The following is a 26467-nucleotide window of genomic DNA, read 5'->3' as shown; positions in this document are numbered from 1 at the left end:
CAGTGGCATGATGCGCTCACTTTCCTTGTCCCGACGGCCTCTGTCTTATTATGTCCGCATATTCTCGCCCGGTGCTGCTTTTGCTCTGTGGGCTTTTGCTGTTTACGATTTCTATCGCGGTTTTGAATACATTAGTTCCCTTATGGTTATCTCATCAACAATTGCCGACCTGGCAAGTGGGGATGGTTAGCTCGTCATATTTTAGTGGGAACCTGGTCGGGACATTGATTGCCGGGCGGTTTATCCAACACTTGGGGTTTAATCGCAGTTACCATTACTCCTGCATTTTATTCGCACTGGCGACTTGCGGATTGATGCTGTCGGTGGATTTTTGGAGTTGGCTGGGGTGGCGCTTTTTTGCCGGTGTGGCTTGTGCATTAATTTGGGTCATAGTCGAAAGCGCGCTACTGCGTAGTGGCACGGTAACCAATCGTGGCCAACTGCTGGCTGCTTACATGATGGTTTACTATCTGGGCACCGTCACCGGGCAATTACTCTTAGGCGTTGTCTCGACTCAACTGCTTAATGTTATCCCGTGGGTCAGTGCGTTGGTCATTACTGCCATGCTACCGCTGCTATTTGCGCATTTCTCGCATCAAGGGAGCGGCGAGTTACCCCATATTGCGGTTTGGCCGATGCTAAAGCGCCGTAGCGCACGTTTGGGGATTAATGGCTGCATTATCTCCGGTGTGTTATTAGGTTCGCTCTATGGGTTGCTGCCGTTGTATTTATCCCATCAGGGGATGAGTGATGCCAGTGTCGGGTGGTGGATGGCACTGCTGGTCAGTTCAGGGATTATTGGGCAGTGGCCAATTGGCAAAATGGCAGACCGCTATGGCCGCTTGTTAGTGCTGCGCATTCAGGTGTTTGTTGTGATTCTCGGCAGCGTGGCGGTTTTGGGTAACTATGCGCTTGCTCCGGCATTGTTTATTTTGGGATGCGCCGGTTTTACTCTATACCCGGTCGCCATGGCCTGGGCCTGTGAAAAGGCCAGTGCTGATGAGTTGGTCGCAATGAATCAGGCGCTCTTGATGAGTTATACCATTGGTAGCCTGACTGGGCCGACGATGACTTCATTGCTAATGCAGCGCTATTCAGACAATCTTTTGTTCATCATGATTGCGGGTGTGGCTTTGGTGTATTTAATGATGTTGCTGCGCAAACCCGATCAGCAAAAAACACCTTACGCGGCAGTATAACCGCTAAAAAAATGCCGCCAGTGGGGTAAACCTTGCATGGCGGCATGATTAAAAATCAGCGTGTTATTGATGGGTATTAATAGATCACTTTGTGACCATAACTTTCCAGAATACCCTTCACACGGTCCATAATTTCTTTGGTCGGGGGTTTTACCCCATCCAATTTGTACTCTTCACCCATGGCAATCCATTTGTGCTTACCCAATTCGTGGTAAGGCAACAATTCGATTTTCTCGATATTGGTCATGTTCTGAGTAAACTCACCCAGCATATGGGCTGATTTGTCGTCATCTGACCAACCCGGAACCACCACATAACGAACCCAAGTTTTCTGATTACGTTTTGCTAAGTAGCGGGCAAATTCCAGCGTTCGGTGATTGGACACACCGACCAGATTTTGATGCACGCTGTCATCCATCTGTTTTAAATCCAGCATGACTAAATCTGTGGCGTCTAATAGTTCATCAATCACTGGATCATAGCGACGTACAAAACCGTTAGTGTCCAGGCAAGTATGAATACCTTCTTCATGACAAGCACGGAACCAATCACGAACAAATTCTGCTTGCAAGATAGCTTCGCCACCGGAGGCAGTCACACCGCCACCAGAAGCATTCATAAAGTGACGATAAGTCACGGCTTCTTTGACCAATTCATCGACAGTAACTTCTTTACCGCCGTGGGTATCCCAGGTATCACGGTTATGGCAATACAGGCAGCGCATTAAGCAGCCTTGGAAGAACACGATAAATCGAATACCCGGGCCGTCAACGGTGCCACAGGATTCGAATGAGTGAATGCGGCCAAGTACGGACATTGCAGGTTACTCCAATACTGGATAAATAAAGGCCCCACTAAGGTGGAGCCTTTTAGTTTAATCTATTTTAGTTAGAACTTATATTGACTGAGTGAATGTACGAGTAATCACATCCTGCTGCTGTTCTTTAGTCAGCGCATTGAAACGAACAGCGTAACCAGAGACACGGATAGTCAACTGCGGATATTTTTCCGGGTTTTCCATCGCGTCTAACAGCATTTCACGGTTCATTACGTTCACGTTCAGGTGTTGACCACCTTCGATGGACGCTTCGTGATGGAAGTAACCATCCATCAGACCTGCCAGGTTAGCTTTACGAACTTCGTCGTCTTTACCCAGTGCATTCGGCACGATAGAGAAGGTATAAGAAATACCATCTTTCGCGTAAGCAAACGGCAGTTTAGCAACAGAAGTCAGAGAGGCAACAGCACCTTTCTGGTCACGACCGTGCATTGGGTTAGCACCTGGACCGAATGGAGCACCAGCGCGGCGGCCATCTGGGGTGTTACCGGTTTTCTTACCATAAACCACGTTAGAGGTAATGGTCAGTACAGACTGAGTGGCTACTGCACCACGGTAAGTACGCAGCTTCTGAATTTTCTTCATGAAGCGCTCAACCAGATCACAGGCGATGTCATCAACACGTGAGTCGTTGTTACCAAATTGTGGATACTCGCCTTCGATGTTGAAGTCGATAGCTAGGCCATCAGCATCACGAATGGTGCTTACTTTGGCATATTTGATAGCAGACAGGGAGTCAGCAGCAACAGACAGACCTGCGATACCACACGCCATAGTACGGTAAACATCACGGTCATGCAGAGCCATCAGCGCAGCTTCATAGCTGTACTTGTCGTGCATGTAGTGAATGATGTTCAGCGAGGTAACGTATTGTTTAGCCAGCCAATCCATAAAGTGATCCATGCGTTCCATGACTTTGTCATAGTCCAGCACTTCATCCATCATTGGCGCTTCTTTCGGGCCAACCTGGATCTTCATTTTTTCATCAACGCCGCCATTGATTGCATACAACATGGTTTTCGCCAGGTTGGCACGCGCACCAAAGAACTGCATTTGTTTACCGACAATCATTGGGCTAACACAACAAGCGATAGCATAGTCATCGTTGTTGAAGTCAGGGCGCATCAGGTCATCGTTTTCATACTGTACAGATGAAGTATCGATAGACACTTTAGCTGCATATTTTTTGAAGTTCAGTGGCAGCTTTTCAGACCACAGAATGGTCATGTTCGGCTCTGGAGACGGCCCCATGGTGTACAGGGTGTTCAAGAAGCGGAAGCTGGTTTTAGTCACCAGAGTACGGCCATCAACGCCCATACCTGCTAGTGATTCAGTTGCCCAGATTGGGTCACCAGAGAACAGCTCATCATACTCAGGGGTACGCAAGAAGCGAACCATACGCAGTTTCATCACCAAATGGTCAATCAATTCCTGCGCTTCGATTTCGGTCAGTTTGCCTTCTTTCATGTCACGTTCGATGTAAACGTCAAGGAAAGTAGACACGCGGCCGAAGGACATGGCAGCACCGTTCTGAGATTTAACCGCAGCCAGGTAGCCGAAGTAAGTCCACTGTACTGCTTCTTTAGCGTTAGTCGCTGGACCTGAGATATCGCAACCATATTTGGCTGCCATTTCTTTGATTTGACCCAGAGCACGATGCTGTTCAGCAATTTCTTCGCGCAGCTGGATAGTCATTTCCAGGTCTTTACCGTTTTCCAGGTCATCCTGTAGAGAGTTGAACTGAGCCAGTTTGTCTTTCATCAGGTAGTCGATACCGTAAACGGCTACGCGACGATAGTCACCGATGATACGGCCACGACCATAAGCATCTGGCAAACCAGTCAGCACACCAGATTTACGGCAGTTCAGGATGTCTTTGGTATAAACGTCAAACACACCTTGGTTGTGTGTCTTGCGGTAATCGGTGAAGACTTTTTTCAGTTGTGGGTCAAGTTCACGACCATAAACTTTGCAAGAGCCTTCGACCATTTTAATGCCGCCGAATGGGATCAGCGCACGTTTCAATGGTTTTTCAGTCTGCAAACCAACGATGGTTTCCAGATCTTTATCAATATAACCCGCATCATGGGAAGTGATGGTCGCGACGACGTCGGTATCGAAATCAACTGGCGCATGAGTGCGGTTTTCCAGTTTGATACCTTCCATAACTTTCGCCCACAACTTGTCGGTCGCTTCGGTAGAGCCGGCAAGGAAGGATTCATCGCCTTCATAAGGCGTGTAGTTTTTCTGGATGAAGTCACGAACGTTGACTTCTTTCTGCCAATCACCTTGGGTAAAACCTTGCCATGCTTTGGCCAATTTTTCATTAAGTTCGGTCATAATGCATCTACCTTTTAATGTGAATTTCTTCGAAAACCGTGTGCGGCCACACTTAATGTTGCTGGTCACCGCGCAGATAAATTATCCAGTAAGTCAACCCTACCAATAATCCGCCACCAATGATGTTGCCAATAGTGACCGGAATCAGGTTATCAATAATAAAGTTACTTACGGTTAAGTGAGCAAATTGCTCCGGTGCAGATCCTATGGATTGCCAAAACTCAGGCGATGCGAAGTTTTTAATCACAATACCCATAGGGATCATAAACATATTTGCGATGCTATGCTCAAAGCCGCTGGCAACAAACATTCCCACCGGTAAAATCATCGCAAACATTTTGTCCATTATGGTACGGCCGGAGTAACTCATCCAAACCGCCAGGCAGACCATTAAGTTAGCCAGAATGCCTAAACAGACTGCTTCAACAAAAGTATGGTGCAATTTGTGGTCGGCTGTTTGTAAAACATTCAGACCCCATTGACCATTTGCCACCGTATGTTGTCCCGCAAACCAAATAAGGCACACGAAAAATAGCGCACCGCACAGGTTCCCAATATAGACATTAACCCAGTTGCATCCCAGTTGACGCCAGGTAATACGGCCACTGGCTTTGGCTACAGTTGTGAGCACGGTAGAAGTGAAAAGATCACCACCACATACCACAACTAACATTAGCCCTAGGGAGAAACAAATACCACCCACCAACTTGGCAAAGCCGAAAGGCACGCCTGCGGTACCGGTAGTCGCTGTAATATAAAAAACAAACGCAATTGAAATAAACACACCAGCAGTAATCGCTAAATAAAAAGTTTTTAGCGGATGCTTGGTGGCTTTATAGACACCGGCATCTTCGGCTACTTTAGCCATTGCCGCAGGTAATAATGCATCGAAGGGGTTGTCAGCTTTCACACTAACTCTCTCTTAAGGGTTAATAAAGCACAACGAGATACTAGCAAAGCAGTATAGCGTGAAAATTGATATGGATCATATTGCGAGAGTTTAGTTCGCTTTAAAACACTACAAAATGTGTGCTTAATAAGCTTAACTTTTTGATTTTTAAAATAAAAAAATATTTTAAGATTTACAAATATTTTTGATTGCACTGTTTTAAAGCCGTTGAGAACGTTACATAAAAACAGTATTTGTAGCTATTTTTATTCATCGCTGTCATTAAAAATTAACTATTTATTTACCTGTTTCTCTGTTTTATCTGATGAGTAAATAATGTTTGTTTAAAGGTGCTGTTTTTTACCTCAGGCGGCGTCAGAAAGTAACGTTTTTTTATGACAAAAACAATTGTTGGCTTGCGGTGTTTGTATTTAATTTAGTCAGGAATAATTGCAAAAAATTAATAGGCGAGAAATCTTGAGATAAAAAAAGCGGCATTTGCCGCTTCATTGGTTAATTACCGCCCCAACAGACAGATAACTAAAATCTGTGGGGCAGCGGGGCTTACTCGCTTTTTGCCCAATAACGGCGTTTTGCTGCCTGTAATTTGGCATAAGCACCCAGCAGTGCTTGATGCGCTGGTAGAGCTTTGAGGTCTTCATCGACACTAAACAGGCCATTAAAGCGTTCTTCACCGGCGATAGCCGCTGATGCGGCCTCTACAGCCTCTTGACCATACATTTTCACAAAAGCGCTATAATACTGGGCAGCATCACGTTCTGGCTCTTGGGTCAGCAACAGCAGAGTTTGCAGGCAACGATAATAATTAGCCTGTTTCGCAGTGAACACAGAAGAGTTGAAATCTTGTGTCCACTCGACCCAAATTAGCGCTTGTTCCAAATCACCGCCCGCCAAGGCCAGCATGGATTTCAACTCGCCAACCCGCAGAGTGTACCAGCCGTTATCTTTACCGGAGGCAATACCCAGCAGCTCACGGACTCGGGCGAAATCATCTAAACCTTCATCATCCAAGGTCTGAATAAGTTCCAGATATTGTGCTGGCTGCCAATCAGTGTCCGGCAGGGCCAGTAAAGTGCTGCGCAGATGCACACCCATGGTGTTGTTCGCCATCAGCAAATCTTCAGCAGGGTAAATATCTGACCAGCCTGGCACCAGAATCCGGCAGGCGTAGACACTTAAATGTTCATAATCAGCGATATACACTTCAGCATCTTCTTGCTTGAAGATAGCCATCAAGGTGGCGAACTCTTCTTCAGTGGTGCCTTTAAAGCTCCAATCCACGAAAGGATAATCAGCTTGTTGTTTAAACATATCCCAGCTGATTAAGCCGCTTGAATCGATAAAGTGTGTTTCCAGATTGGTATGTTCAGCCACTTCTTCATCATCAAAGGTTGGCGCGGTAAACACATCCAAGTCTTTAAGGCTACGACCTTGCAATAATTCAGTCACGGTACGTTCAAGGGCTACACCGAAATCTGGGTGTGCGCCAAATGAAGCAAAACAAGTTCCGTTGGATGGGTTAAACAGCACCACACAAATGACCGGATAAGCACCGCCTAAAGAAGCATCGTAAGACAGGATCGGGAAACCTTCCTCTTCCAGCTTGGTGATAGCTTCCACCACGCCCGGATAGCGATTTAACACGTCGGCCGGGATCTCTGGCAAGCTGATAGATTCGGCGATAATGCGATTTTTCACTGAACGTTCAAACACTTCAGACAATGCTTGCACGCGGGCTTCATTGGCGGTATTCCCCGCAGACATGCCGTTTGAAACATACAGATTGCCGATAATATTCATCGGAATATAGACAGTTTCTAAATCTGACTGGCGGATGAATGGCAGAGAGCAAATACCGCGTGCAGCGTTACCTGACTGTAAATCCACCAAATCACTGCTAACCAGCTCGTTTTCTGGATCGTAAAACGCCAGCAGGCGCTCATCCAGAATACCTTCCGGTAACAAATCATCTTCAGGAATGGGGAACCATTTCTCATTCGGATAATGAACAAAATCACCTTCCGCAATGGCTTTGCCCAGATAGAAGTCCGCAAAGAAATAGTTAGTGGATAAACGTTCGAAATATTCACCCAAGGCTGAAGCCAATGCGGCTTTCTTGCTAGCGCCTTTGCCGTTGGTAAAGCACAGCGGGCAGTCACGATCGCGGATATGTACCGACCAAACGTGAGGAACCGGATTCAGCCAAGAGGCTTCTTCAATATTAAAACCGAGGTCGCTCAGTTTTTGCTGAAAGCGGGAGATGGAGTCTTCCAGCGCGGCGTCTTTGCCGGGAATAAAAGTTTGGGTCATTGTCTTCACTTTTTGGCGGTACTAAAAACGCGCAATCATACGGGGTTTTAGTTAATAGCTCCATGTATTCCTAAAGCGCAGTAAATGTCACAGTTTTGATATGGATATTCCGGATAATTCGCTAGCTCATAAATGATGGAGTCATAATATGAAGTCTATAAAGCTAACTGTCTTAGCCGGAATCTTAGCAGGGATCAGTGGTTCGGCCTTTGCTCTACCCAATATCACCTTGTTGGCGACCGGAGGAACTATCGCCGGCGGCGGCGATTCAGCCACTAAATCAAACTATACTGCCGGTAAACTGGGCGTGGATGCCCTGGTCGACGCGGTGCCGGAAATGAAAAAACTCGCCAATATTCAAGGTGAGCAAGTGGTGAATATTGGTTCTCAGGATATGAATGATGAAGTTTGGTTGAAATTAGCAAAAAAAATTAATGCTGATTGTGCCAAAACCGACGGATTCGTGATTACCCATGGGACGGATACATTGGAGGAAACTGCCTATTTTCTCGACTTAACCGTCAACTGTGATAAGCCGGTAGTGATGGTGGGGGCAATGCGCCCGGCGACGGCTCTGGGCGCTGATGGCCCACTGAACCTCTACAATGCTGTGGTGGTGGCCAGTGATGCTAACTCGGCTAAACGTGGGGTGCTGGTGGCCATGAATGACCAGGTATTGACGGGCCGTGATGTGATGAAAACCAATACGACCTCGGTGCAAACCTTCCAGTCACCTAATACTGGCCCACTGGGCTATATCTATGATGGTAAAGTGAATTATCTGCATCAGCCGGCACCAAGGCAGCCAGCTTTTGATATCAGTAAGCTGAATGAGTTGCCGAAAGTGGGCATTATTTATAACTATGCTAATGCGTCCGATTTGCCCGCTAAAGCATTGATTGCTGATGGTTATAAAGGGATTGTCAGTGCCGGTGTGGGCAACGGCAACCTGTATCATACTGTGTTCGATACACTGGCAACCGCAGCACATAATGGCGTTGCCGTGGTGCGTTCATCCCGTGTCCCCACCGGATCTACCACTGAAGATGCTGAAGTGGATGATACTAAATATGGCTTTGTTGCCTCCGGCTCACTTAATCCACAAAAAGCACGGGTGCTGTTGCAATTGGCATTAACCCAAACGCAAAAACCACAAGAAATTCAAAAATTGTTCCACACCTATTGATCTAGTCAAACTCTGACGGGGGCTTCGGCCTCCGTATCTCTTTAATTCCTGTAATCTGAAATAAAAATACTAATGCCTTCAGTCAGCTACCTTTAACAGGTGCGCGGCAACATTTTGCCCTTATTTAGACGGCAGGATAACAATAAATGAAAACTTTTGATTTCAACCGGATGGCGCTGGATAAATTCCCTATTGAATTTTTAGCAGAAGTGGGGGTTCGGTGTTTATTGACTTTTGTATTGGTCTTTTTATTTCTTAAGCTGAGTGGCCGCCGTGGTGTACGGCAGATGTCGCTATTTGAGGTGGTTATCATTCTTACCCTCGGCTCAGCCGCCGGTGATGTCACTTTTTATGAAGATGTGCCGATACTGCCCGTGGTTATGGTATTCATCAGCATTATGCTTTTGTACCGACTGGCCACTTTCCTCATGTCGCGCAGTGAAAAAATCCAACAATGGATGGAAGGGAAGCCACTCATTATTATCAGTGACGGGGTATTTGTGTGGAAAACCATGCAGCAGGAAAATATTACGCACGATGAATTTTTTATGGAGTTGCGCCAACAAGGTGTCGAGCATCTCGGTCAGGTGCGGCTAGCCATTCTGGAGGTCAATGGGGCTATCAGTGTCTTTTTCTTCAGTACCGAAAAGGTTAAGCCCGGCCTGCCTGTATTGCCAAAATCATGCATTAACCAATTAATTAATAAAGAAAAAATGGGTGAATATGCTTGTAACCAATGTGGCCTGATTGTTACATTTTCTGATGATTCACATGCTACTTGCCAATGTTGCGGTCACCACCACTGGGTCGAGGCTTTGCATCATCCGCGGGCAAAATGAGTTATCTATCATGCAACAAGGTTATGACTGAGCCAGTTTTAGTGAATAGTTTCAAATAAATGACAAGATAACGCACAGCCTGCTGTGGAAGAGAGGGCGAGTTTCGCCTTCGTGAGTGAATAACCATTGCAGCAGGCGGACTCGAATGATAAAACCGAGTCAGGATAATGATGGCAATCTCAGTTGAGTGTGGTGAGGGGAAATGACACAGGTTTATAATTTTAGCGCTGGTCCAGCAATGCTACCGGTTGAAGTTTTACGTCGTGCGGAACAGGAATTGCGTAACTGGCATGGTCTGGGTACGTCGGTGATGGAAATCAGCCACCGCAGTAAAGAGTTTATGCAGGTCGCAGAAGAGGCTGAAAAAGATTTGCGCGATTTGATGCAGATCCCAGCCAATTATAAAGTGTTATTTTGCCACGGCGGCGCACGCGCACAGTTCGCCGCAGTACCACTGAACTTGCTCGGCGACAATAACAGTGCCGATTACATCGACGGCGGCTATTGGGCGCACAGTGCGATCAATGAAGCTCAGAAATACTGCACGCCGAATGTGATTGATGTGAAAACTGAGGTTGATGGCCGAACCGGTATTCAGCCGATGAAACAATGGAAATTGAGTGATAATGCCGCCTATGTGCATTATTGCCCGAATGAAACCATTGACGGGTTGGCTATCAATGAAGAGCCTGATTTTGGCAGCAAAGTCGTGGTTGCGGATTACTCTTCATCCATTCTCTCCCGCCCCATTGATGTCAGCCGTTATGGTGTGATTTATGCGGGTGCCCAGAAGAATATTGGCCCAGCCGGTTTGACCCTGGTTATCGTGCGCGAAGATTTGCTCGGTAAAGCCCGCACGGAACTGCCGTCAATTCTTGATTACAAGGTGCTGGCAGAGAATGATTCAATGTTCAACACCCCGCCAACTTTTGCCTGGTATCTGTCCGGCTTGGTATTTAAATGGCTGAAAGAACAGGGCGGTTTGGGCGAAATGGAAAAACGTAATCAGGCGAAAGCTGAGTTGCTGTATGGTGCCATCGACAAAACCGGCTTCTACCGCAATCAGGTTGCTATTGCCAACCGCTCTTGGATGAATGTGCCATTCCAAATGAGAGATCCTTCACTGGACAAACTGTTCTTGAGCGAAGCAGAAGCGCAAGGGCTGCAAGCCTTAAAAGGTCACCGTGTTGCCGGGGGCATGCGCGCCTCTATCTATAACGCGATGCCAATTGAAGGCGTGAAAGCATTAACCGATTTTATGGCTGACTTTGAACGCCGCCATGGTTGATTGCTCTGAGCAAATATTAGTTTTATTTATTAAGTAATTACAATAGCCCCGTCCTGTGCGGGGCTGTTGTTCATCAAAGACTGGAGAGTGCTTTTCCCATGCTGGAATCCCTGACTTTACACCCCATAGCCCTGATTAATGGCACAGTTAACTTACCCGGATCTAAAAGTGTTTCTAACCGTGCACTTCTTCTGGCTGCGCTGGCTGAGGGGACGACCCAGCTGAATAACTTGTTAGACAGTGATGACATCCGCCATATGCTCAATGCATTACAGGCATTGGGAGTAAAATTCCGTCTTTCTGCCGACAGAACTCGCTGTGAAGTTGATGGGCTGGGCGGCAAGTTGGTTGCTGAGCAACCATTAGAATTGTTCTTGGGCAATGCAGGAACGGCCATGCGTCCGCTGGCGGCCGCCCTTTGTTTGGGGAGCAATGACATTGTATTAACCGGTGAACCGCGCATGAAAGAGCGGCCAATTGGTCATTTGGTCGATGCATTGCGCCAGGGCGGGGCACAGATTGATTATCTGGAGCAAGAAAATTACCCGCCGCTGCGCTTACGCGGTGGTTTCCGTGGTGGCAAACTGACCGTAGATGGCAGTGTTTCCAGCCAATTCCTGACAGCGCTCCTGATGACGGCCCCCTTAGCGGAGCAAGATACTGACATTCAGATTCAAGGGGAGTTGGTATCTAAACCTTACATCGACATTACCCTGCATCTGATGAAAACCTTTGGTGTAGATGTTGTGCATGAAAATTATCAGGTTTTCCACATTAAAGGCGGGCAGACTTATCATTCACCAGGTACCTATCTGGTTGAGGGCGATGCATCTTCCGCTTCTTATTTCCTCGCCGCCGCCGCGATTAAAGGCGGGACAGTGCGCGTAACCGGTATTGGTAAAAAAAGTGTGCAGGGCGATACCAAATTTGCTGATGTGCTGGAGAAAATGGGCGCTAAAGTAAGTTGGGGTGATGATTATATCGAGTGTAGCCGGGGGAAATTACAGGGAATTGATATGGATATGAACCATATTCCTGATGCTGCAATGACCATTGCCACCACCGCACTGTTTGCCGATGGCCCGACGACTATTCGTAATATCTATAACTGGCGCGTGAAAGAAACCGACCGCTTATCCGCGATGGCGACAGAGCTGAGAAAAGTGGGCGCACAAGTGGAAGAGGGGCAGGATTACATTCGTGTTGTCCCTCCAGCACAATTAATCGCAGCAGAAATAGGCACTTATAATGACCATCGAATGGCGATGTGTTTCTCGCTGGTGGCTTTATCTGACACTCAGGTCACTATCCTTGACCCTAAATGTACCGCGAAGACTTTCCCAGATTACTTCGAGCAATTAGCGCGGCTGAGCCAATTAGCCTGATCAATCTTTACCGGGTTTATCAGCATGAGATGGGTACCAGTGAGTACCCATTTTTTATTCTGTAACAGACGGTTTTCTCACAAAACTTCACCGATTTTTGCCTGTTAATAGATAAAGAATAAATATTTTTTCTGGCTATCTTTCCCATCTCTTCTACACTCCAGCCACGGCTTATGGTTTTATTTTCAGCAACTAAACCACCGCAGGGTAACAGTTCACTTCGATGCAGCGTATAATGCTGCTCCTGTGTTTGCCCTGCCGGGTAGACAAGAGGTTTTGCCTACCGAAAGGAGAGATAAATGACGGCGTCAGCCCCGGTGATAACCGTTGATGGACCAAGTGGTGCAGGTAAAGGTACGCTTTGCAAAGCATTGGCTGAATCGTTGGATTGGCGCTTGCTGGATTCCGGTGCGATATACCGTGTTTTAGCTTTGGCGGCACTGCATCATCAGGTAGATATCAGCACCGAAGAGGCATTAGTTCCACTTGCCGCACATCTCGATGTTCGTTTTGTTTCGCAAAATGGGCAGTTAAAAGTCATTTTAGAAGGTGAGGACGTCAGTAATGAGATCCGCACTGAAACTGTGGGAAATACAGCATCTCAGGCAGCGGCTTTTCCTCGGGTGCGTGAAGCATTATTACGTCGCCAGCGGGCTTTTCGTGAACCGCCCGGCCTGATTGCCGATGGCCGTGATATGGGCACGGTGGTGTTCCCAGATGCCCCGGTGAAAATATTTCTTGATGCAAGTTCACAAGAACGTGCGCACAGGCGTATGCTACAGTTGCAGGAAAAGGGGTTTAATGTTAACTTTGAACGTCTTTTGTCCGAGATACAGGAGCGGGACTCTCGCGATCGTAATCGGGCTATTGCACCTTTAGTCCCTGCGGCAGATGCGTTGGTACTGGATTCAACCAGTATGTCCATCGAGCAGGTGATCGAACAGGCGCTGGCTTATGCCCAACGAATTCTAGCGTTGCCGTTAAAAAAATAACGACAATGCGGTCAGTTCTGAGCTCTCAATGATTTATTTTTTAAATAAAATTATTTTTGATGAGCACTTTAACCTTGCTGCAAGGATGTGTGGCGAGGCATGTGAAACAACCCCATCCGGCGGGATGCTAGATGGACGTTAAACTTAAGAATCCTGAAGATTATAAACATGACAGAATCTTTTGCTCAACTCTTTGAAGAATCCCTGAAAACAATTGAAACACGTCCGGGCTCTATCGTCCGTGGTGTTGTTGTTTCTATCGATAAAGATATCGTACTGGTTGACGCCGGTCTGAAATCTGAGTCAGCAATTCCAGTAGAACAGTTCAAGAACGCGCAAGGCGAACTGGAAATTCAAGTCGGTGACGAAGTTGACGTGGCTCTGGACGCTGTTGAAGACGGCTTCGGTGAAACTCTGCTGTCCCGTGAGAAAGCTAAGCGCCATGAAGCATGGCTGATGCTGGAAAAAGCTTACGAAGAAGCTGCAACCGTTACTGGTGTGATCAACGGCAAAGTGAAGGGCGGCTTTACAGTCGAACTGAACGGCATCCGTGCGTTCTTGCCTGGTTCACTGGTTGATGTGCGCCCAGTTCGCGATACTCTGCATCTGGAAGGCAAAGAGCTTGAGTTCAAAGTCATCAAGCTGGATCAGAAACGCAACAACGTGGTTGTTTCTCGTCGTGCAGTTATCGAATCTGAGAACAGCGCTGAGCGTGATCAATTGCTGGAAAACCTGCAAGAAGGCATGGAAGTTAAGGGTATCGTTAAGAACCTGACTGACTACGGTGCATTCGTTGATCTGGGTGGCGTTGATGGCTTGCTGCACATTACTGACATGGCTTGGAAACGTGTTAAACACCCAAGCGAAATCGTCAATGTGGGCGACGAAATCACTGTTAAAGTTCTGAAATTCGACCGCGAACGTACTCGTGTATCCCTTGGCTTGAAACAGCTGGGCGAAGATCCATGGGTTGCTATCGCTAAACGTTACCCAGAAAGCACTAAGCTGACTGGTCGTGTAACTAACCTGACTGATTACGGCTGCTTCGTAGAAATCGAAGAAGGCGTTGAAGGCTTGGTACACGTTTCAGAAATGGATTGGACCAACAAAAACATTCACCCGTCTAAAGTTGTTAACGTTGGCGACGTAGTGGAAGTTATGGTTCTGGACATCGATGAAGAACGTCGTCGTATTTCTCTGGGCCTGAAACAGTGCAAATCTAACCCATGGCAGCTGTTTGCAGAAACCCACAACAAAAACGACCGCGTTGAAGGTAAAATCAAGTCTATCACTGACTTCGGTATCTTCATCGGCTTGGACGGCGGCATCGACGGCCTGGTTCACCTGTCTGACATCTCCTGGAACGTTGCAGGCGAAGAAGCAGTTCGTGAATACAAGAAAGGCGACGAAATCGCAGCTGTGGTTCTGCAAGTTGACGCAGAACGTGAGCGTATCTCCTTGGGCGTGAAACAACTGGCTGAAGATCCATTCAATAACTACCTGTCTGTTAACAAGAAAGGTGCTATTGTTACGGGTAAAGTCACTGCAGTTGACGCTAAAGGTGCTACAGTTGAATTGGCAGGCGGCGTAGAAGGTTATCTGCGTGCTTCTGAAGCAACTCGCGACCGCGTTGAAGATGCGACGCTGGTTCTGAACGTCGGTGATGAAGTTGAAGCCAAATATACTGGCGTTGACCGCAAAAACCGCGTAATCAGCCTGTCTGTTCGTGCTAAAGACGAAGCTGATGAGAAAGATGCTATTGCTACAGTTAACAACAAGCCAGAAGAAGGTAACTTCTCTAGCGCAATGGCAGAAGCGTTCAAAGCTGCAAAAGGCGAGTAATAACGGGGGGCGATCTTTTCGCCCCTATACGGTAGTTTAGCTGCAAAGCTTGGAGGTAATATGACCAAGTCTGAACTTATTGAAAGACTTGCTGGCCAGCACTCTCATATTCCGGCTAAGGCCGTTGAGGATGCAGTGAAAGAAATGCTTGAACATATGGCTGGAACACTAGCTGAAGGTGAGCGCATTGAGATCCGCGGATTTGGCAGTTTTTCTCTTCACTACCGTGCTCCGCGTGTTGGTCGTAACCCGAAAACTGGTGATAAAGTTGAGTTGGAAGGTAAGTACGTTCCACACTTTAAGCCCGGTAAAGAGTTGCGTGATCGCGCTAATATCTACGGTTAAGTTGTTTACAGCTTACCGCGTTATTATGTATGTCCAAAACACTCGGAGCTATTGCTTCCAGTGAAAGGATATAAAGCTGATATGAAACGGTGCCCTAGAGGCACCGTTTTTATTTGTTTGATACTTTAATTCTGACTGCCCGCCCCCTGCCAAAATGTCTTATCCATCAATATATTTCTGATTATTTCAGATACATTCCGCATTTCCTTTGCAGATTTTGCAACGCAATAAAACTGTTCGCGTACCGGCTCTGAACTCCAGCTAGTGGTACTGGCTCTATAGCCAATCTACATAGAAAATTAGTTTCTTACTCACGAGTAAGCGGATGGCAATGAGGCTATTCGAAAGCCACAACATGGACGGTTGCTTATCACTTTATCAACAGATCATTGCGCGCTTGCTGTTATCGCGGGTCTTTTACCTCTTATTTTGCTACCCCAACTACCAGGCGCAAGGGTTATTACCGTATTGTTGGTCTTGGGCGCACTACTATGGGTCAGCGGCAAGGCCTATTGTCAGTGTTTTACATTGGCTCTGATGAGTTTTGTTTGGGGATGCTGGCACGGCGATAAGATTTTGATGCAGATTGAGCAATTTACTCAGGGAGAGCAGCATGTCGTCGGGACAATAAGCAATTCACATTTAGTTTGGGCAGAAGGCAATAAAGTTCTATTAGATATTCAGCAGGTAAATGGGAAGAAAGTATTTCCTAATATTAAGGTCACCGTTAAATGGCAAGAGGGCCTGGATTACTGTGCCGGACAACAATGGCAGTTCTGGCTGCGAATGCGAGGTGTACATAGTTTGCTCAACGAAGGCGGTTTTGATAGCCAGCGTTGGGCTATAGCGAATCGCCGTCCATTACAGGGACGAATCATTAGAGCCGAATTACTTGATGCGCCTTGTAATGCTCGCCAGCAAATCATCCAGATTGTGGAACGGCAACTTGAACCCTATAAACAACGGCAGATATTGCTGGCACTGGCTTTTGGTGAAAGAAGCCAACTGGAACCCCAGTATTGGGCGATGTTGCGTGATACCGGTACGGCCCATTTAATGGCGATTTCAGGTTTACACATTGCTATGGCGGCGTTATTTGGTGGGGTGTTGGCTCGAGCGATTCAGTTTTTACTGCCAGTTAGTCGCGTTGGTCCGCTGTTTCCGCTATTAACTGGCTGGATGGTTGCTGTCATTTACGTTTGGCTAGCAGGAGCGAATCCACCGGCAGTTAGAGCTGTTATGGCACTGACATTATGGTTGCTACTTAGGCTTTTTAATGTCTCCTGTAGTGCATGGCAAGTATGGTTATGGGCACTAGCGCTAATTTTGCTTAGTGATCCTCTTGCAATACTTTCGGATAGTTTTTGGCTCTCCTGTTTGGCGGTATTTAGTTTGATATGTTGGTTTTATTGGGTACCGCTTTCCCCGCGTTTTAAAATGGGTTGGCAAGGGCTGGTTATTCGCGGGATCCATTTGCAATTAGGTATGATGTTGCTGTTGATGCCGTTGCAAATAACGTTGTTTCACGGCATCAGTTTATTCTCGATACTTGCAAACCTGTGGGCAGTACCTCTCGTTTCCCTAATCACTGTCCCTTGTGTCTTATTGGCTTTGGCCTTTACCCTGCTTCCGGTGGTCGCAGGGGTGTTCTGGTCGTTGGCTGATATCTCATTGGCTGCGGTGCTCTTGCCACTGAATCTGATGAGAATGGGCTGGTTGTATACTGGCACAGCATCAGTTGCTATAGGATTTAGCGGTTGGCTAGCCATGCTTATATGGCGTTTTGAATGGTGGCGTAATTATTCTATTGGGGTAATGGTGCTTTGTGTGAATCTGGCATTATTGACTCAGCGCCGTGATGAATACCAATGGCGGGTTGACATGTTAGATATTGGGCATGGTCTGGCGGTAGTCATTGAGCACGAGGGAAGAGCCATTATTTTTGATACAGGTAATCGCTGGGTAACCGGCAGCATGGCATCAATGGTGATTTTGCCTTATTTACGCTGGCGAGGTATCACTGTTGAGCAAATTATTCTCAGCCATGACCATCAGGACCATACCGGAGGTTTAGCTGAGATTCAGGCCGCTTTTCCCATGGCTACGGTTCGCGCTCCTTTTTCCTTAAAAGATGTTGTAAATACATTGCCTTGTAAACAAGGGGTAGCATGGCAGTGGCAAGGTTTGAATTTCGAGGTGTTATGGCCGCGAGTGCAGGTTGCCAATGCTCAGAATGATGATTCGTGTGTTATTCGTGTTGATGATGGAAAACACAGCTTATTACTGACTGGTGATCTCGAAATACGCAGTGAGAGAGAACTGATTAAAAATTCTCGTGCTAAATTAGCTTCAACATTACTGCAGGTTCCCCATCATGGGAGCAATACATCTTCGACACCACCTTTTCTGCGGGCGGTAAAGCCAGAATTGGCTTTTGCTTCTGTTGCACGCTATAACCAATGGCGTCTCCCAGCGAGAAAAGTGACTAAGCGTTACAAAAAAAATAACATTATTTGGCGAGATACCTCGGTGTCAGGACAATTAAGTGTTTATTTTTACAGCAATAGTTGGCAAATTAATGGTTATAGGGAACAATTAATGCCTCGTTGGTATCACCAGCAATTTGGCGTTGGAGGTCATAATGAGTAGAATGGGCCGCTATTTCTTCTGGTGCTGGTATTTGCATGATGAATGATAAAGATCTATCCACTTGGCAGACGTTTCGTCGCCTCTGGCCATTGATCTCTCCTTATAAGACCGGTCTTGTTGTTGCAGCGATAGCATTAATCCTTAATGCCGCCAGTGACACCTTTATGCTGTCATTACTAAAACCCTTGCTTGACGATGGTTTTGGTAAGGCTAATAGCTCAATTTTAAAATGGATGCCTCTGGCCGTTATCGGCTTAATGGTAGTTCGTGGCATAACTGGCTTTATTTCAAGCTATTGCATCTCGTGGGTCTCTGGCAAAGTAGTGATGCATATCCGTCGCCGCTTATTCAGCCATATGATGGGAATGCCGGTTTCATTTTTTGACCAGCAATCAACCGGTACATTGCTATCACGTATTACTTATGACTCCGAACAGGTAGCAGCATCATCTTCTGGCGCACTGGTTACAGTGGTGCGAGAAGGGGCTTCTATCATCGGTTTGTTTATTATGATGTTTTATTACAGCTGGCAGTTGTCGCTGATTTTAATCGTCATTGCACCGATCGTGTCGATTTCTATCCGGTTGGTATCTAAGCGTTTTCGCAATATCAGTAAAAATATGCAAAGCACCATGGGGGAAGTGACCACCAGTGCAGAGCAAATGCTGAAAGGGCATAAAGAAGTTTTGATCTTCGGCGGCCAAAAAGTTGAAACTGAGCGCTTTGAAGCTGTGAGTAACCGCATGCGCCAGCAAGGGATGAAACTGGTTTCTGCTTCTTCGATTTCAGATCCTATTATCCAGTTGATAGCTTCTTTTGCTTTGGCATTTGTATTGTATGCAGCAAGCTTTCCCAGTGTGATGGAAACACTGACCGCCGGTACTATTACCGTGGTGTTCTCAGCCATGATTGCGCTGATGCGTCCGTTGAAATCACTGACCAATGTGAATGCTCAATTCCAACGTGGGATGGCTGCTTGCCAGACATTGTTCACTATTTTGGATATGGAGCAGGAAAAAGATGAAGGTAAACTGGAAGTTGAACGCGCTAAAGGCGAAATAGAATTCCGCCATGTGACGTTCTACTATCCGGGCAAAGATACCCCGGCACTGAATGACATCAATATGCATATCGATGCCGGTAAAACGGTTGCATTGGTGGGGCGCTCAGGCTCGGGTAAGTCAACTATCGCTAATTTAATGACTCGTTTCTATGATGTCAGTGAAGGCAGTATTTTGTTGGATGGTCATGACTTACGTGATTACCGATTGGGTGCATTACGCAACCAGGTCGCGTTGGTGTCGCAAAATGTTCATCTGTTCAATGATACGGTGGCGAATAACATTGCTTATGCCCGTGATGAGCAGTACAGCCGCGCGGAAATTGAAGAAGCTGCCCGCATGGCTTATGCCATGGACTTTATCAATAAAATGGAAAATGGCCTGGACACCGTTATTGGTGAAAACGGCGTCATGCTCTCCGGTGGTCAGCGCCAGCGCATTGCCATTGCACGGGCGCTGTTACGGGATTGCCCAATATTGATTCTGGATGAAGCGACTTCGGCACTGGATACTGAATCAGAGCGGGCAATTCAGGCCGCATTGGATGAGTTGCAGAAAAACCGTACTTCACTGGTCATTGCCCACCGTTTGTCGACCATTGAAAAAGCGGATGAGATCCTGGTCATTGAGGATGGACGCATTGTGGAGCGCGGCATGCATGCAGAATTGCTGGCGAAAAAGGGCGTTTATGCTCAACTTAACCGTATGCAGTTTGGCCAATGATTGAGCGCATCTGGTCTGGAAAGTCTTGGCTGTATTTGCTATTGCTGCCGCTGTCCTGGCTATATGGTGCAATCACTTGGCTTATCCGTGTCAGTTATACTCTGGGGTTGCGTTCGGCGTGGCGCTCCCCAGTGCCTGTCATTATTGTGGGTAATCTGACTGCCGGCGGTAATGGTAAAACGCCAGTAGTTATTTGGTTGGTGGAACAGCTGAAACAGCGGGGTTACCGCATCGGGGTTGTCTCCCGAGGTTACGGTGGTAAGTCTGTGTATCCGTTACTGCTATCTAGCGAGACCACAACCACTCAGGCCGGTGATGAACCGGTTCTGATCTATCAACGAACAGGTGCCCCTGTTGCGGTCTCGCCAAAGCGTTCTGATGCGGTCAAAACATTACTGGAATCTCATGATTTGGATTTCATTATTACTGATGACGGATTACAGCATTATGCATTACAGCGGGATTTCGAGCTGGTGGTGATTGATGGTGTTCGCCGCTTTGGTAATGGTTGGTGGCTGCCCGCAGGCCCGATGCGCGAGCGGGCAGGGCGACTGCGCTCAGTCGATGCGGTGATAACCAATGGTGGTATTGCTGCCGCCGGTGAAATACCGATGCAACTGGTTGTACAGAAAGCTGTCAATTTGGTGACGGGCGAACGTTTTCCTGCGCAGCAATTACAGCATGTCGTTGCCATGGCCGGGATTGGTCATCCCCCGCGCTTTTTTGCTACGCTAAGTCTGCTCGGCATTGAGCCTAACAAGGAATATGCTTTCGCTGACCATCAGGATTATTCATTGTCTCAACTTAGCTCGCTGACTTCCGGGCCACAAATTTTGCTAATGACTGAGAAAGATGCTGTTAAGTGTCGAGCTTTTGCTCAGCCCAATTGGTGGTATTTGCCTGTGGATGCGCAGTTACCTCCTGACCAGGCTGAACAATTACTGTTGAAAATTCAAGCGCTAGCGCGACATTCTGCATAATCCAATTTATAGACTCAGTGATGTGAGCTTTAGGGCCGCCGCGCATGCTGTTAGCGAACGTTGCTGAGTTTTCTCGTACAGTTGTAGTTCATCAACAACATCAGCGCCCAAGTCCCGTTGGAAATCCTGCTTACTGGAATGTCCTGCAAAATGGTTTTGCCCTTTATCCCCTAAATTCGACTGAAAAATACCTGCGGCACTGACCGGTAGGAAATCTTCATAAACCAAAGGTTCAAATTGGATGAATCCAGCGCCAATCAACTCATCTAAAGTTAAATTTTGTATTGAGGTTGCAGATCCGCCGAGTTTTTTTTCTGTCGGGAAATAGCGGAAGAAAGCGAGTTTTTCTGCGCGCATTGCTGGATAATTATCCGGAAACTGGCTAAATTTTTCGCTAAGAATTGCCATATATTGCGCTGCATTCTCCTCATTTGCAGGAGTTTGCAACTGATCCTGAGCCGCTTGCAGCAGGCGGTCATAAAGATTGCGGCCTTTGGCGGTCAGCGCAGCGCCACGCTGTTCTATTTCGCCAAAGCGGGCGGTATGATTCCCTTGAATAATCTGCCCATCGGATGATACAAACGCGACTTTTTCTTCCAGTGCCTTAAAACTGGTTTGTCGCAGCAGTATTGGGCAATGGCGTGGTGGTGGCCCTTCGATGACGGCTTTGGGGGTAATATTATGTTTCGGCATGGCGGCTTGTACTGCGTCTATATTCAGTGTTCGTGGGGTCAAGTGGTTAATATGTGGCCCTTTAAAGGCAACGACATCAGCAATTAACCGATGTTGATCATGCAGTTGCTGATAAACCTCAACACTCACAGTGGCTTGATTATGCCAGCGGAATGTTTCCAGGGATTCAGTAATAAAATCAGCCGTGTCATTGTCGGCCAGCCCCCCGGCTGTTTCATGCTTAACAATCAATTCGATAAGGCGGGGCGTGAAAATATTTCTTTTGGCAAGAATATCAACTGCTTGTTGCCGCAGTTCTGGCCGCTCAATCAACTCTAACCGCAGCAAGGAAGTGAAAATTCTGAATGGGCATATTTGCAATGAAGCCTCATGTACCGCGCGAAAAGCCGTAGAGTGAACAGGTACACCAGCAGGGGCCAGGTCGTAATACCCGACGGGAACCATCCCCATGACAGCAAATAAGCGGCGTAAAGTGGCGAGCTCGGCGGCAGTTCCCACGCGGATAGCGCCATGCCTTTCCATATTTAATCGCTCAATTTCCCCAGTTCGAAGCAAATGGCGGGTCAGTTCTGGCGATTGCTCCATAGTTTGGTTGTTGGTTTCGGCAACTAATTGCAATAAATCACTGTATAACGGGACTTCCGTCTGATACATATTCGACATAGCACTGGAGAACCTGGCGCGTATCTCATCGGGATGAACAAATGGCAGGGCGGTAATCATTGGAATGTTCCTTTTTACCTTTCAACGCAGATATTTACGGCTGCGGATCACGCTGATTCCATTTTATTTTAGGTGAGTTCGCTGAGCTGGGGAGGCGCTGGCGGAGAATATTAGTTTTTTATGCGTCATATCTCATTGATTCTGAGGTTTGTTGCGTTCCATGCGATAAAAAAGTTGTATGGATGCGTTTTTTATGTATAAATACACATCGGCCTGTTTTACAGGCTTATTTATGTGTAAGAGTGCACGAGAGCAAAGTAAAGCAGTTCCTCCCAAGACGCTATTTTCTGATACAGCCTCAAAGACGAACCCCTGAATCTCCTATAAGCAACTCCCATAAGTCATATTTTAGGCGAACCTGTTGAATAAGCATTTATTGCTTTGTGGCTGGTTTGTTAGTTGCTGTATCTGTTGCTGCTCTATTACTTAAAATAATAAGGTTTAAAGTAATAACGTTGGGTTATCGGCGGAATAAAATGATCGCGCAAATGTGCCTATCATTTATTCTGGAGATAGACAAAATTCTAAGCCCACATTTATGCGGGTTTTTCATAAAATCAAGCTCATAGAGGTTTAATCAGAAAACTTTAGGATGGGCAACTGCATCTAAACAATAAATAAAAATGAGTTGTTAGGATGCCCAGTAAAAGGAAATTTATTATGACGTTAAAAATGGGCCGCGTGAAATGGTTCAACCAGTCTGAAGGCTACGGTTTTATTTCACCCCACGACGGTGGTTTGGATGTGTATGTCAGCAAGACAGCCATTGCCAACACCAAAAATAAATCACTGAGTGAAGGGCAGGACGTTGAATTCTCTACTTATCGTAGTATTCATGGGCCGTCAGCAGCAGATGTGATCGCTTTCTAAACAAACGGCTACCCAAGGGTAGCCGCTAGTTTTTTTGCCTCTGTTCGACATGTTTATTTTGTCGTCGGGCAGTTTTGCAGGTGCTTCTATTTGTTTTTGCGGCTTAATTGCTGAAGTTAGCAAACAGCGCAATAATTTTATGGAATACTTTCATTTCTTACTCGATAGATATGGTTATGTGACTTGTGTCACAAAAATACTACTCCTCACAATTCAACATATCAATAACAAAACCAACATTTATCATCCCGATTGCTGAATATATTCACTTATACCAATGTCAATTAACATAACCGCTTGTTATCAATAGCTGATATAAATGACGGCATCGGCGCAGTTAACCTGCATCGGCGGATATGGTATCCTCGACCACTTTCCTGCTGGCTAAACTCCATTCTGGAGGATGTATGGACCACCGTTTACTCGAAATCGTTGCTTGTCCTGTCTGCAACGGTAAGTTGTACTTCAATAAAGAAAACCTTGAGCTGGTATGCAAAGCTGACAATCTAGCTTACCCGGTGCGTGACGGCATCCCGGTATTGTTAGAGAACGAAGCCCGCCCACTGTCCATTGATGAGAAGCACGCATGAGTTTCATTGCTATAATACCCGCCCGTTATGCTTCAACCCGTCTGCCCGGCAAGCCACTGGCTGATATTGCAGGCAAACCAATGGTTGTGCATGTGATGGAGCGGGCATTGGAGTCAGGTGCATCTCGGGTGATTGTGGCAACAGACCATCCGGAAGTGGTGAAAGCTGTTGAAGCAGCGGGCGGTGAAGTATGTTTAACCCGCGCAGATCATCAGTCCGGTACCGAGCGCTTAGCGGAAGTCATTGAACGTTATGGTTTTGCTGATGATGATATTATTGTCAATGTGCAAGGGGATGAGCCATTGGTGCCGCCAATGATTATCCGTCAAGTTGCTGATAATTTGGCTGCCTCCAGTGCAGGTATGGCGACATTGGCAGTGCCGATTGAAAGCAGCGAAGAAGCTTTTAACCCTAATGCCGTGAAAGTGGTGATGGATGCGCAAGGTTATGCGCTGTATTTCTCGCGTGCCGCCATTCCGTGGGAAAGAGAGCGCTTTGCTCAATCGAAAGAAACCATTGGTGATTGTTTCTTACGCCATATTGGTATTTATGCTTATCGCGCTGGTTTTGTTCGCCGCTACGTTAATTGGGCACCAAGTAAACTCGAGCAGATAGAGCTGTTAGAGCAATTGCGTGTGCTGTGGTACGGTGAAAAAATTCACGTTGCTGTGGCAAAAGCTGTGCCAGCAGTTGGGGTTGATACGCAAGAAGATTTAGACAGAGTTCGGGCTATTATGCTCAAGCAGTAATCGCAGTAATCATTGTGCAGCTTTCCACGCCAAGCTCAGTTGAGTTTGGCGTTGTTATTTCTGGATCCCACGGGCTTCAATTATTTAACTTTTATTGTGGCTATTATTTGATCTGCATTCTGGAAATATCCCTCCCATCATCCCATGATGAATAATCTATTTCGTCAGATAATCGGACAAAGCCTTATGGAACAGCTGAAAGCTGAATTAAGCGTCGTGCTTGGGGAGTCGATTACCCGCCTTGAGCGCATCAGCGAGCAGCCTTATGCCCACCTGTATGCGATGTATAATCAGCAGGGTCAGGCGATCCCATTGTTGGCAAAGAGTTATGTCTGTCAGGGAATTGCACAGCAAGAAGCCTATAAACTGTCAATGTTGTCGCGCGAAGGCGATATCCGCTTGCCGACTGTGTATGGTTTAGTTATGACCCATCAACCGCCGTATAAAGAAATCTTGCTGATGGAACGCCTTCGGGGTGTTTCGGTAGAAGCGCCCACCCGAACAGGGGAACGCTGGAATGCTTTGATGGATCAGATAGTTGAGGGCGTATTAGCTTGGCACCGGATTGATAGCCATGGGTGTGTCGGCAATGTTGATAGCACACAAGAAAATGATTGGTTCAGTTGGTATCAGCAACGAGTTGAAGTGCTGTGGGCCACGCTATCGAATATGAATTCACCACAAATGACCTTGGAAGATAGGGCAATTCTTTATCGTGCTCGGGCATCATTAAATGCACTTTTCGCCGGTTTTGACGACAGTTCGGTGCTGGTTCATGGCAATCTGACCTTACGCAGTATGCTTAAAGATCCCCGCAGTGATCAATTGCTGGCGATGCTCAACCCCGGCCCCATGCTATGGGCACCGCGGGAGTATGATTTATTCCGTCTTAGTGAAGAGGGGATGCCGAGCCAGCTATTTTATCGCTACCTCAATAAAGCGCCGGTCTCGGAATCCTTTGTTGCCCGCCGTTGGCTCTACACTCTGTGGGAATTGGTTTCCCGCTTTATTCACACCGGTAATTTAGATCGAGATTTATTTGATAATGCGGCGAAGCAACTGTTACCTTGGCTGAATTAACCGCAAAATTATTCATCATTTTTATTGCCCGTTAATGACTGCCAGATTAGCCCCAAGGTTTCATACCAGGCGCGCTCGGAATGACCCAAATAGGTTGCTGCCGGAATAGTACGCTCCCAACTGTGTAAGGGGCTGGTAATAGCTAACTGATTGGCGGGCGCTGGAATAGGATTTAACCCCTTGGCGATAAAGAATTTTATCGCCCGAGGCAAATGACTGGCTGAGGTTACTAGCAAAAAAGGTTTATTACCCACCAAGGTAGCTACCGCTGCCGCTTCTTCCGCCGTATCTTTCGGCTGTTCTAGTACAATAATATCCTCCGCTGGAACCCCTAAACTTTCCGCTACCTGTGCTGCGGTTTTTGCACTGCTTTGGCTGTTCGGGCTAGCGCCACCGGTAAATACCATTTTTGCGTTAGGATGCACGCGATACAGCCGGATCCCTTCAGTCACTCGCGGTAAACTATTCGAGAATAAATTAGCACTTGGCGCCCAATTCGGATTAAACGTGTAGCCGCCACCGAGGACAACAATGTAATCTACCGGGTCGTTTCCCTGATAAGTTGCATATTGTTTTTCCAACGGCAATAACAGGCGATCGGCGACGGGTTGTAGGCTAATAAGCAATAATACCAGCCAACTTAATGCAAAAAGCGTTTTGCCGCTTTTTTGCCAGCGGGTCAAGCATAATAAGATTAATGCCAGCCCCATGACGATAAGTAGAAAGGGCAGTGGCATTAATAAGCCGCCAACAAACTTTTTTAGGGTAAAAAGCATAAAAACAGAGACCTTTTGGCTGAAAAAACGGCATTTGGCGCTGATTACGGGCCAAGAAGATTTATTCTAAGTCAGGCTGTGCCAAAATAGCAGGTTGGT

At 46.8% G+C, this 26467-nt stretch carries 21 protein-coding genes; 15 read left to right on the top strand and 6 right to left on the bottom strand.

Going from position 1 to position 26467, the window contains the following annotated elements:
• Window positions 1-50: 50 nt before the first annotated feature.
• Window positions 51-1199 carry an MFS transporter gene (locus OP863_RS12625; RefSeq protein WP_145589018.1) on the top strand — a complete coding sequence of 383 codons (1149 nt, stop codon included), beginning with the start codon at window positions 51-53 and terminating at the stop codon, window positions 1197-1199.
• Window positions 1200-1275: 76 nt separating this feature from the next.
• Here OP863_RS12625 and pflA read toward each other — a convergent pair whose 3' ends face one another.
• The 4 genes from pflA to ycaO all read right to left on the bottom strand — a co-directional run bounded on the left by pflA (window position 1276) and on the right by ycaO (window position 7597).
• Window positions 1276-2016, bottom strand: a complete 741-nt coding sequence (gene pflA / locus OP863_RS12620; RefSeq protein WP_038632086.1) for a pyruvate formate lyase 1-activating protein — start codon at window positions 2014-2016, stop codon at window positions 1276-1278.
• A 78-nt stretch (window positions 2017-2094) separates the two neighbouring features.
• Window positions 2095-4377: a formate C-acetyltransferase gene (gene pflB, locus OP863_RS12615; RefSeq protein WP_038632089.1), complete on the bottom strand. Its 2283-nt coding sequence runs from the start codon at window positions 4375-4377 to the stop codon at window positions 2095-2097.
• Window positions 4378-4429: 52 nt separating this feature from the next.
• On the bottom strand, window positions 4430-5287 hold the full coding sequence (gene focA / locus OP863_RS12610; RefSeq protein ID WP_038632091.1) for a formate transporter FocA: 858 nt from the start codon (window positions 5285-5287) through the stop codon (window positions 4430-4432).
• Window positions 5288-5830: 543 nt separating this feature from the next.
• The gene (ycaO, locus tag OP863_RS12605; protein ID WP_265525365.1) at window positions 5831-7597 is read right to left on the bottom strand and encodes a 30S ribosomal protein S12 methylthiotransferase accessory factor YcaO; all 1767 of its coding nucleotides are present in this window, start codon (window positions 7595-7597) and stop codon (window positions 5831-5833) included.
• A 148-nt stretch (window positions 7598-7745) separates the two neighbouring features.
• Between ycaO and ansB the strand changes: the two genes are divergently transcribed.
• The 10 genes from ansB (at window position 7746) to lpxK (ending at window position 20887) form a co-directional block, all read left to right on the top strand.
• Window positions 7746-8783, top strand: a complete 1038-nt coding sequence (ansB, locus tag OP863_RS12600) for an L-asparaginase 2 (RefSeq protein ID WP_038632094.1) — start codon at window positions 7746-7748, stop codon at window positions 8781-8783.
• A gap of 146 nt (window positions 8784-8929) precedes the next feature.
• A complete protein-coding gene (locus tag OP863_RS12595) occupies window positions 8930-9622 on the top strand; it encodes a YetF domain-containing protein (protein ID WP_145589020.1) in 693 nt (230 codons plus the stop codon).
• Window positions 9623-9824: 202 nt separating this feature from the next.
• A complete protein-coding gene (serC, locus tag OP863_RS12590; RefSeq protein WP_265525364.1) occupies window positions 9825-10910 on the top strand; it encodes a 3-phosphoserine/phosphohydroxythreonine transaminase in 1086 nt (361 codons plus the stop codon).
• 98 nt (window positions 10911-11008) lie between these two features.
• Window positions 11009-12295 (top strand): 3-phosphoshikimate 1-carboxyvinyltransferase, encoded by a 1287-nt coding sequence (aroA, locus tag OP863_RS12585; RefSeq protein ID WP_145589022.1) that lies wholly within the window; start codon window positions 11009-11011, stop codon window positions 12293-12295.
• 299 nt (window positions 12296-12594) lie between these two features.
• Window positions 12595-13287, top strand: a complete 693-nt coding sequence (cmk, locus tag OP863_RS12580) for a (d)CMP kinase (protein WP_038632102.1) — start codon at window positions 12595-12597, stop codon at window positions 13285-13287.
• Window positions 13288-13455: 168 nt separating this feature from the next.
• Entirely contained in the window at window positions 13456-15129 is a 1674-nt protein-coding gene (rpsA, locus tag OP863_RS12575) for a 30S ribosomal protein S1 (protein ID WP_038632104.1), read from the top strand.
• 60 nt (window positions 15130-15189) lie between these two features.
• Entirely contained in the window at window positions 15190-15474 is a 285-nt protein-coding gene (gene ihfB / locus OP863_RS12570; RefSeq protein WP_032820038.1) for an integration host factor subunit beta, read from the top strand.
• Between the two features lie 363 nt (window positions 15475-15837).
• Window positions 15838-18123, top strand: a complete 2286-nt coding sequence (locus OP863_RS12565; protein ID WP_265525363.1) for a ComEC family protein — start codon at window positions 15838-15840, stop codon at window positions 18121-18123.
• A 35-nt stretch (window positions 18124-18158) separates the two neighbouring features.
• Window positions 18159-19907, top strand: coding sequence for a lipid A ABC transporter ATP-binding protein/permease MsbA (gene msbA / locus OP863_RS12560; RefSeq protein WP_004391094.1), 1749 nt, complete (start codon window positions 18159-18161; stop codon window positions 19905-19907).
• Window positions 19904-20887, top strand: a complete 984-nt coding sequence (gene lpxK, locus OP863_RS12555; RefSeq protein ID WP_265525362.1) for a tetraacyldisaccharide 4'-kinase — start codon at window positions 19904-19906, stop codon at window positions 20885-20887. The genes msbA and lpxK overlap by 4 nt, the downstream gene beginning before the upstream one ends.
• Before the next feature lie 6 nt (window positions 20888-20893).
• On the opposite strand, the gene OP863_RS12550 is transcribed toward lpxK, so the two are convergent.
• The gene (locus OP863_RS12550) at window positions 20894-22303 is read right to left on the bottom strand and encodes a VOC family protein (protein WP_145591482.1); all 1410 of its coding nucleotides are present in this window, start codon (window positions 22301-22303) and stop codon (window positions 20894-20896) included.
• 660 nt (window positions 22304-22963) lie between these two features.
• Between OP863_RS12550 and OP863_RS12545 the strand changes: the two genes are divergently transcribed.
• From OP863_RS12545 to OP863_RS12530, 4 genes are all read left to right on the top strand, one after another.
• Window positions 22964-23173, top strand: coding sequence for a cold-shock protein (locus tag OP863_RS12545; protein ID WP_038632114.1), 210 nt, complete (start codon window positions 22964-22966; stop codon window positions 23171-23173).
• Between the two features lie 407 nt (window positions 23174-23580).
• Window positions 23581-23763, top strand: a complete 183-nt coding sequence (locus OP863_RS12540; RefSeq protein WP_004700032.1) for a Trm112 family protein — start codon at window positions 23581-23583, stop codon at window positions 23761-23763.
• Complete coding sequence (gene kdsB / locus OP863_RS12535; protein WP_038632118.1) at window positions 23760-24512, top strand: 3-deoxy-manno-octulosonate cytidylyltransferase; 753 nt, start codon at window positions 23760-23762, stop codon at window positions 24510-24512. Before OP863_RS12540 ends, kdsB begins: the two co-directional genes overlap by 4 nt.
• Before the next feature lie 186 nt (window positions 24513-24698).
• Window positions 24699-25592 (top strand): YcbJ family phosphotransferase, encoded by an 894-nt coding sequence (locus OP863_RS12530; protein WP_038632120.1) that lies wholly within the window; start codon window positions 24699-24701, stop codon window positions 25590-25592.
• Window positions 25593-25600: 8 nt separating this feature from the next.
• On the opposite strand, the gene elyC is transcribed toward OP863_RS12530, so the two are convergent.
• On the bottom strand, window positions 25601-26368 hold the full coding sequence (gene elyC / locus OP863_RS12525; RefSeq protein ID WP_265525361.1) for an envelope biogenesis factor ElyC: 768 nt from the start codon (window positions 26366-26368) through the stop codon (window positions 25601-25603).
• Between the last annotated feature and the right edge of the window lie 99 nt (window positions 26369-26467).

Source organism: Yersinia sp. SCPM-O-B-9106 (C-191) (assembly GCF_026183365.1).
Taxonomy (GTDB): Bacteria; Pseudomonadota; Gammaproteobacteria; order Enterobacterales; family Enterobacteriaceae; genus Yersinia; species Yersinia rochesterensis.
The sequence above is the reverse complement of the archived record's forward strand: the minus strand, read 5'-3'. Positions and strand labels throughout refer to the sequence as shown.

Bases quoted from the DNA above. Each gene is read 5' to 3' on its own strand.
- OP863_RS12625 (WP_145589018.1), top strand. From the start codon at position 51: ATGTCCGCATATTCTCGCCCGGTGCTGCTTTTGCTCTGTGGGCTTTTG.
- pflA (WP_038632086.1), bottom strand. From the start codon at position 2,016: ATGTCCGTACTTGGCCGCATTCACTCATTCGAATCCTGTGGCACCGTT.
- pflB (WP_038632089.1), bottom strand. From the start codon at position 4,377: ATGACCGAACTTAATGAAAAATTGGCCAAAGCATGGCAAGGTTTTACC.
- ycaO (WP_265525365.1), bottom strand. From the start codon at position 7,597: ATGACCCAAACTTTTATTCCCGGCAAAGACGCCGCGCTGGAAGACTCC.
- ansB (WP_038632094.1), top strand. From the start codon at position 7,746: ATGAAGTCTATAAAGCTAACTGTCTTAGCCGGAATCTTAGCAGGGATC.
- OP863_RS12595 (WP_145589020.1), top strand. From the start codon at position 8,930: ATGAAAACTTTTGATTTCAACCGGATGGCGCTGGATAAATTCCCTATT.
- serC (WP_265525364.1), top strand. From the start codon at position 9,825: ATGACACAGGTTTATAATTTTAGCGCTGGTCCAGCAATGCTACCGGTT.
- aroA (WP_145589022.1), top strand. From the start codon at position 11,009: ATGCTGGAATCCCTGACTTTACACCCCATAGCCCTGATTAATGGCACA.
- cmk (WP_038632102.1), top strand. From the start codon at position 12,595: ATGACGGCGTCAGCCCCGGTGATAACCGTTGATGGACCAAGTGGTGCA.
- rpsA (WP_038632104.1), top strand. From the start codon at position 13,456: ATGACAGAATCTTTTGCTCAACTCTTTGAAGAATCCCTGAAAACAATT.
- ihfB (WP_032820038.1), top strand. From the start codon at position 15,190: ATGACCAAGTCTGAACTTATTGAAAGACTTGCTGGCCAGCACTCTCAT.
- msbA (WP_004391094.1), top strand. From the start codon at position 18,159: ATGATGAATGATAAAGATCTATCCACTTGGCAGACGTTTCGTCGCCTC.
- lpxK (WP_265525362.1), top strand. From the start codon at position 19,904: ATGATTGAGCGCATCTGGTCTGGAAAGTCTTGGCTGTATTTGCTATTG.
- OP863_RS12550 (WP_145591482.1), bottom strand. From the start codon at position 22,303: ATGATTACCGCCCTGCCATTTGTTCATCCCGATGAGATACGCGCCAGG.
- OP863_RS12545 (WP_038632114.1), top strand. From the start codon at position 22,964: ATGACGTTAAAAATGGGCCGCGTGAAATGGTTCAACCAGTCTGAAGGC.
- OP863_RS12540 (WP_004700032.1), top strand. From the start codon at position 23,581: ATGGACCACCGTTTACTCGAAATCGTTGCTTGTCCTGTCTGCAACGGT.
- kdsB (WP_038632118.1), top strand. From the start codon at position 23,760: ATGAGTTTCATTGCTATAATACCCGCCCGTTATGCTTCAACCCGTCTG.
- OP863_RS12530 (WP_038632120.1), top strand. From the start codon at position 24,699: ATGGAACAGCTGAAAGCTGAATTAAGCGTCGTGCTTGGGGAGTCGATT.
- elyC (WP_265525361.1), bottom strand. From the start codon at position 26,368: ATGCTTTTTACCCTAAAAAAGTTTGTTGGCGGCTTATTAATGCCACTG.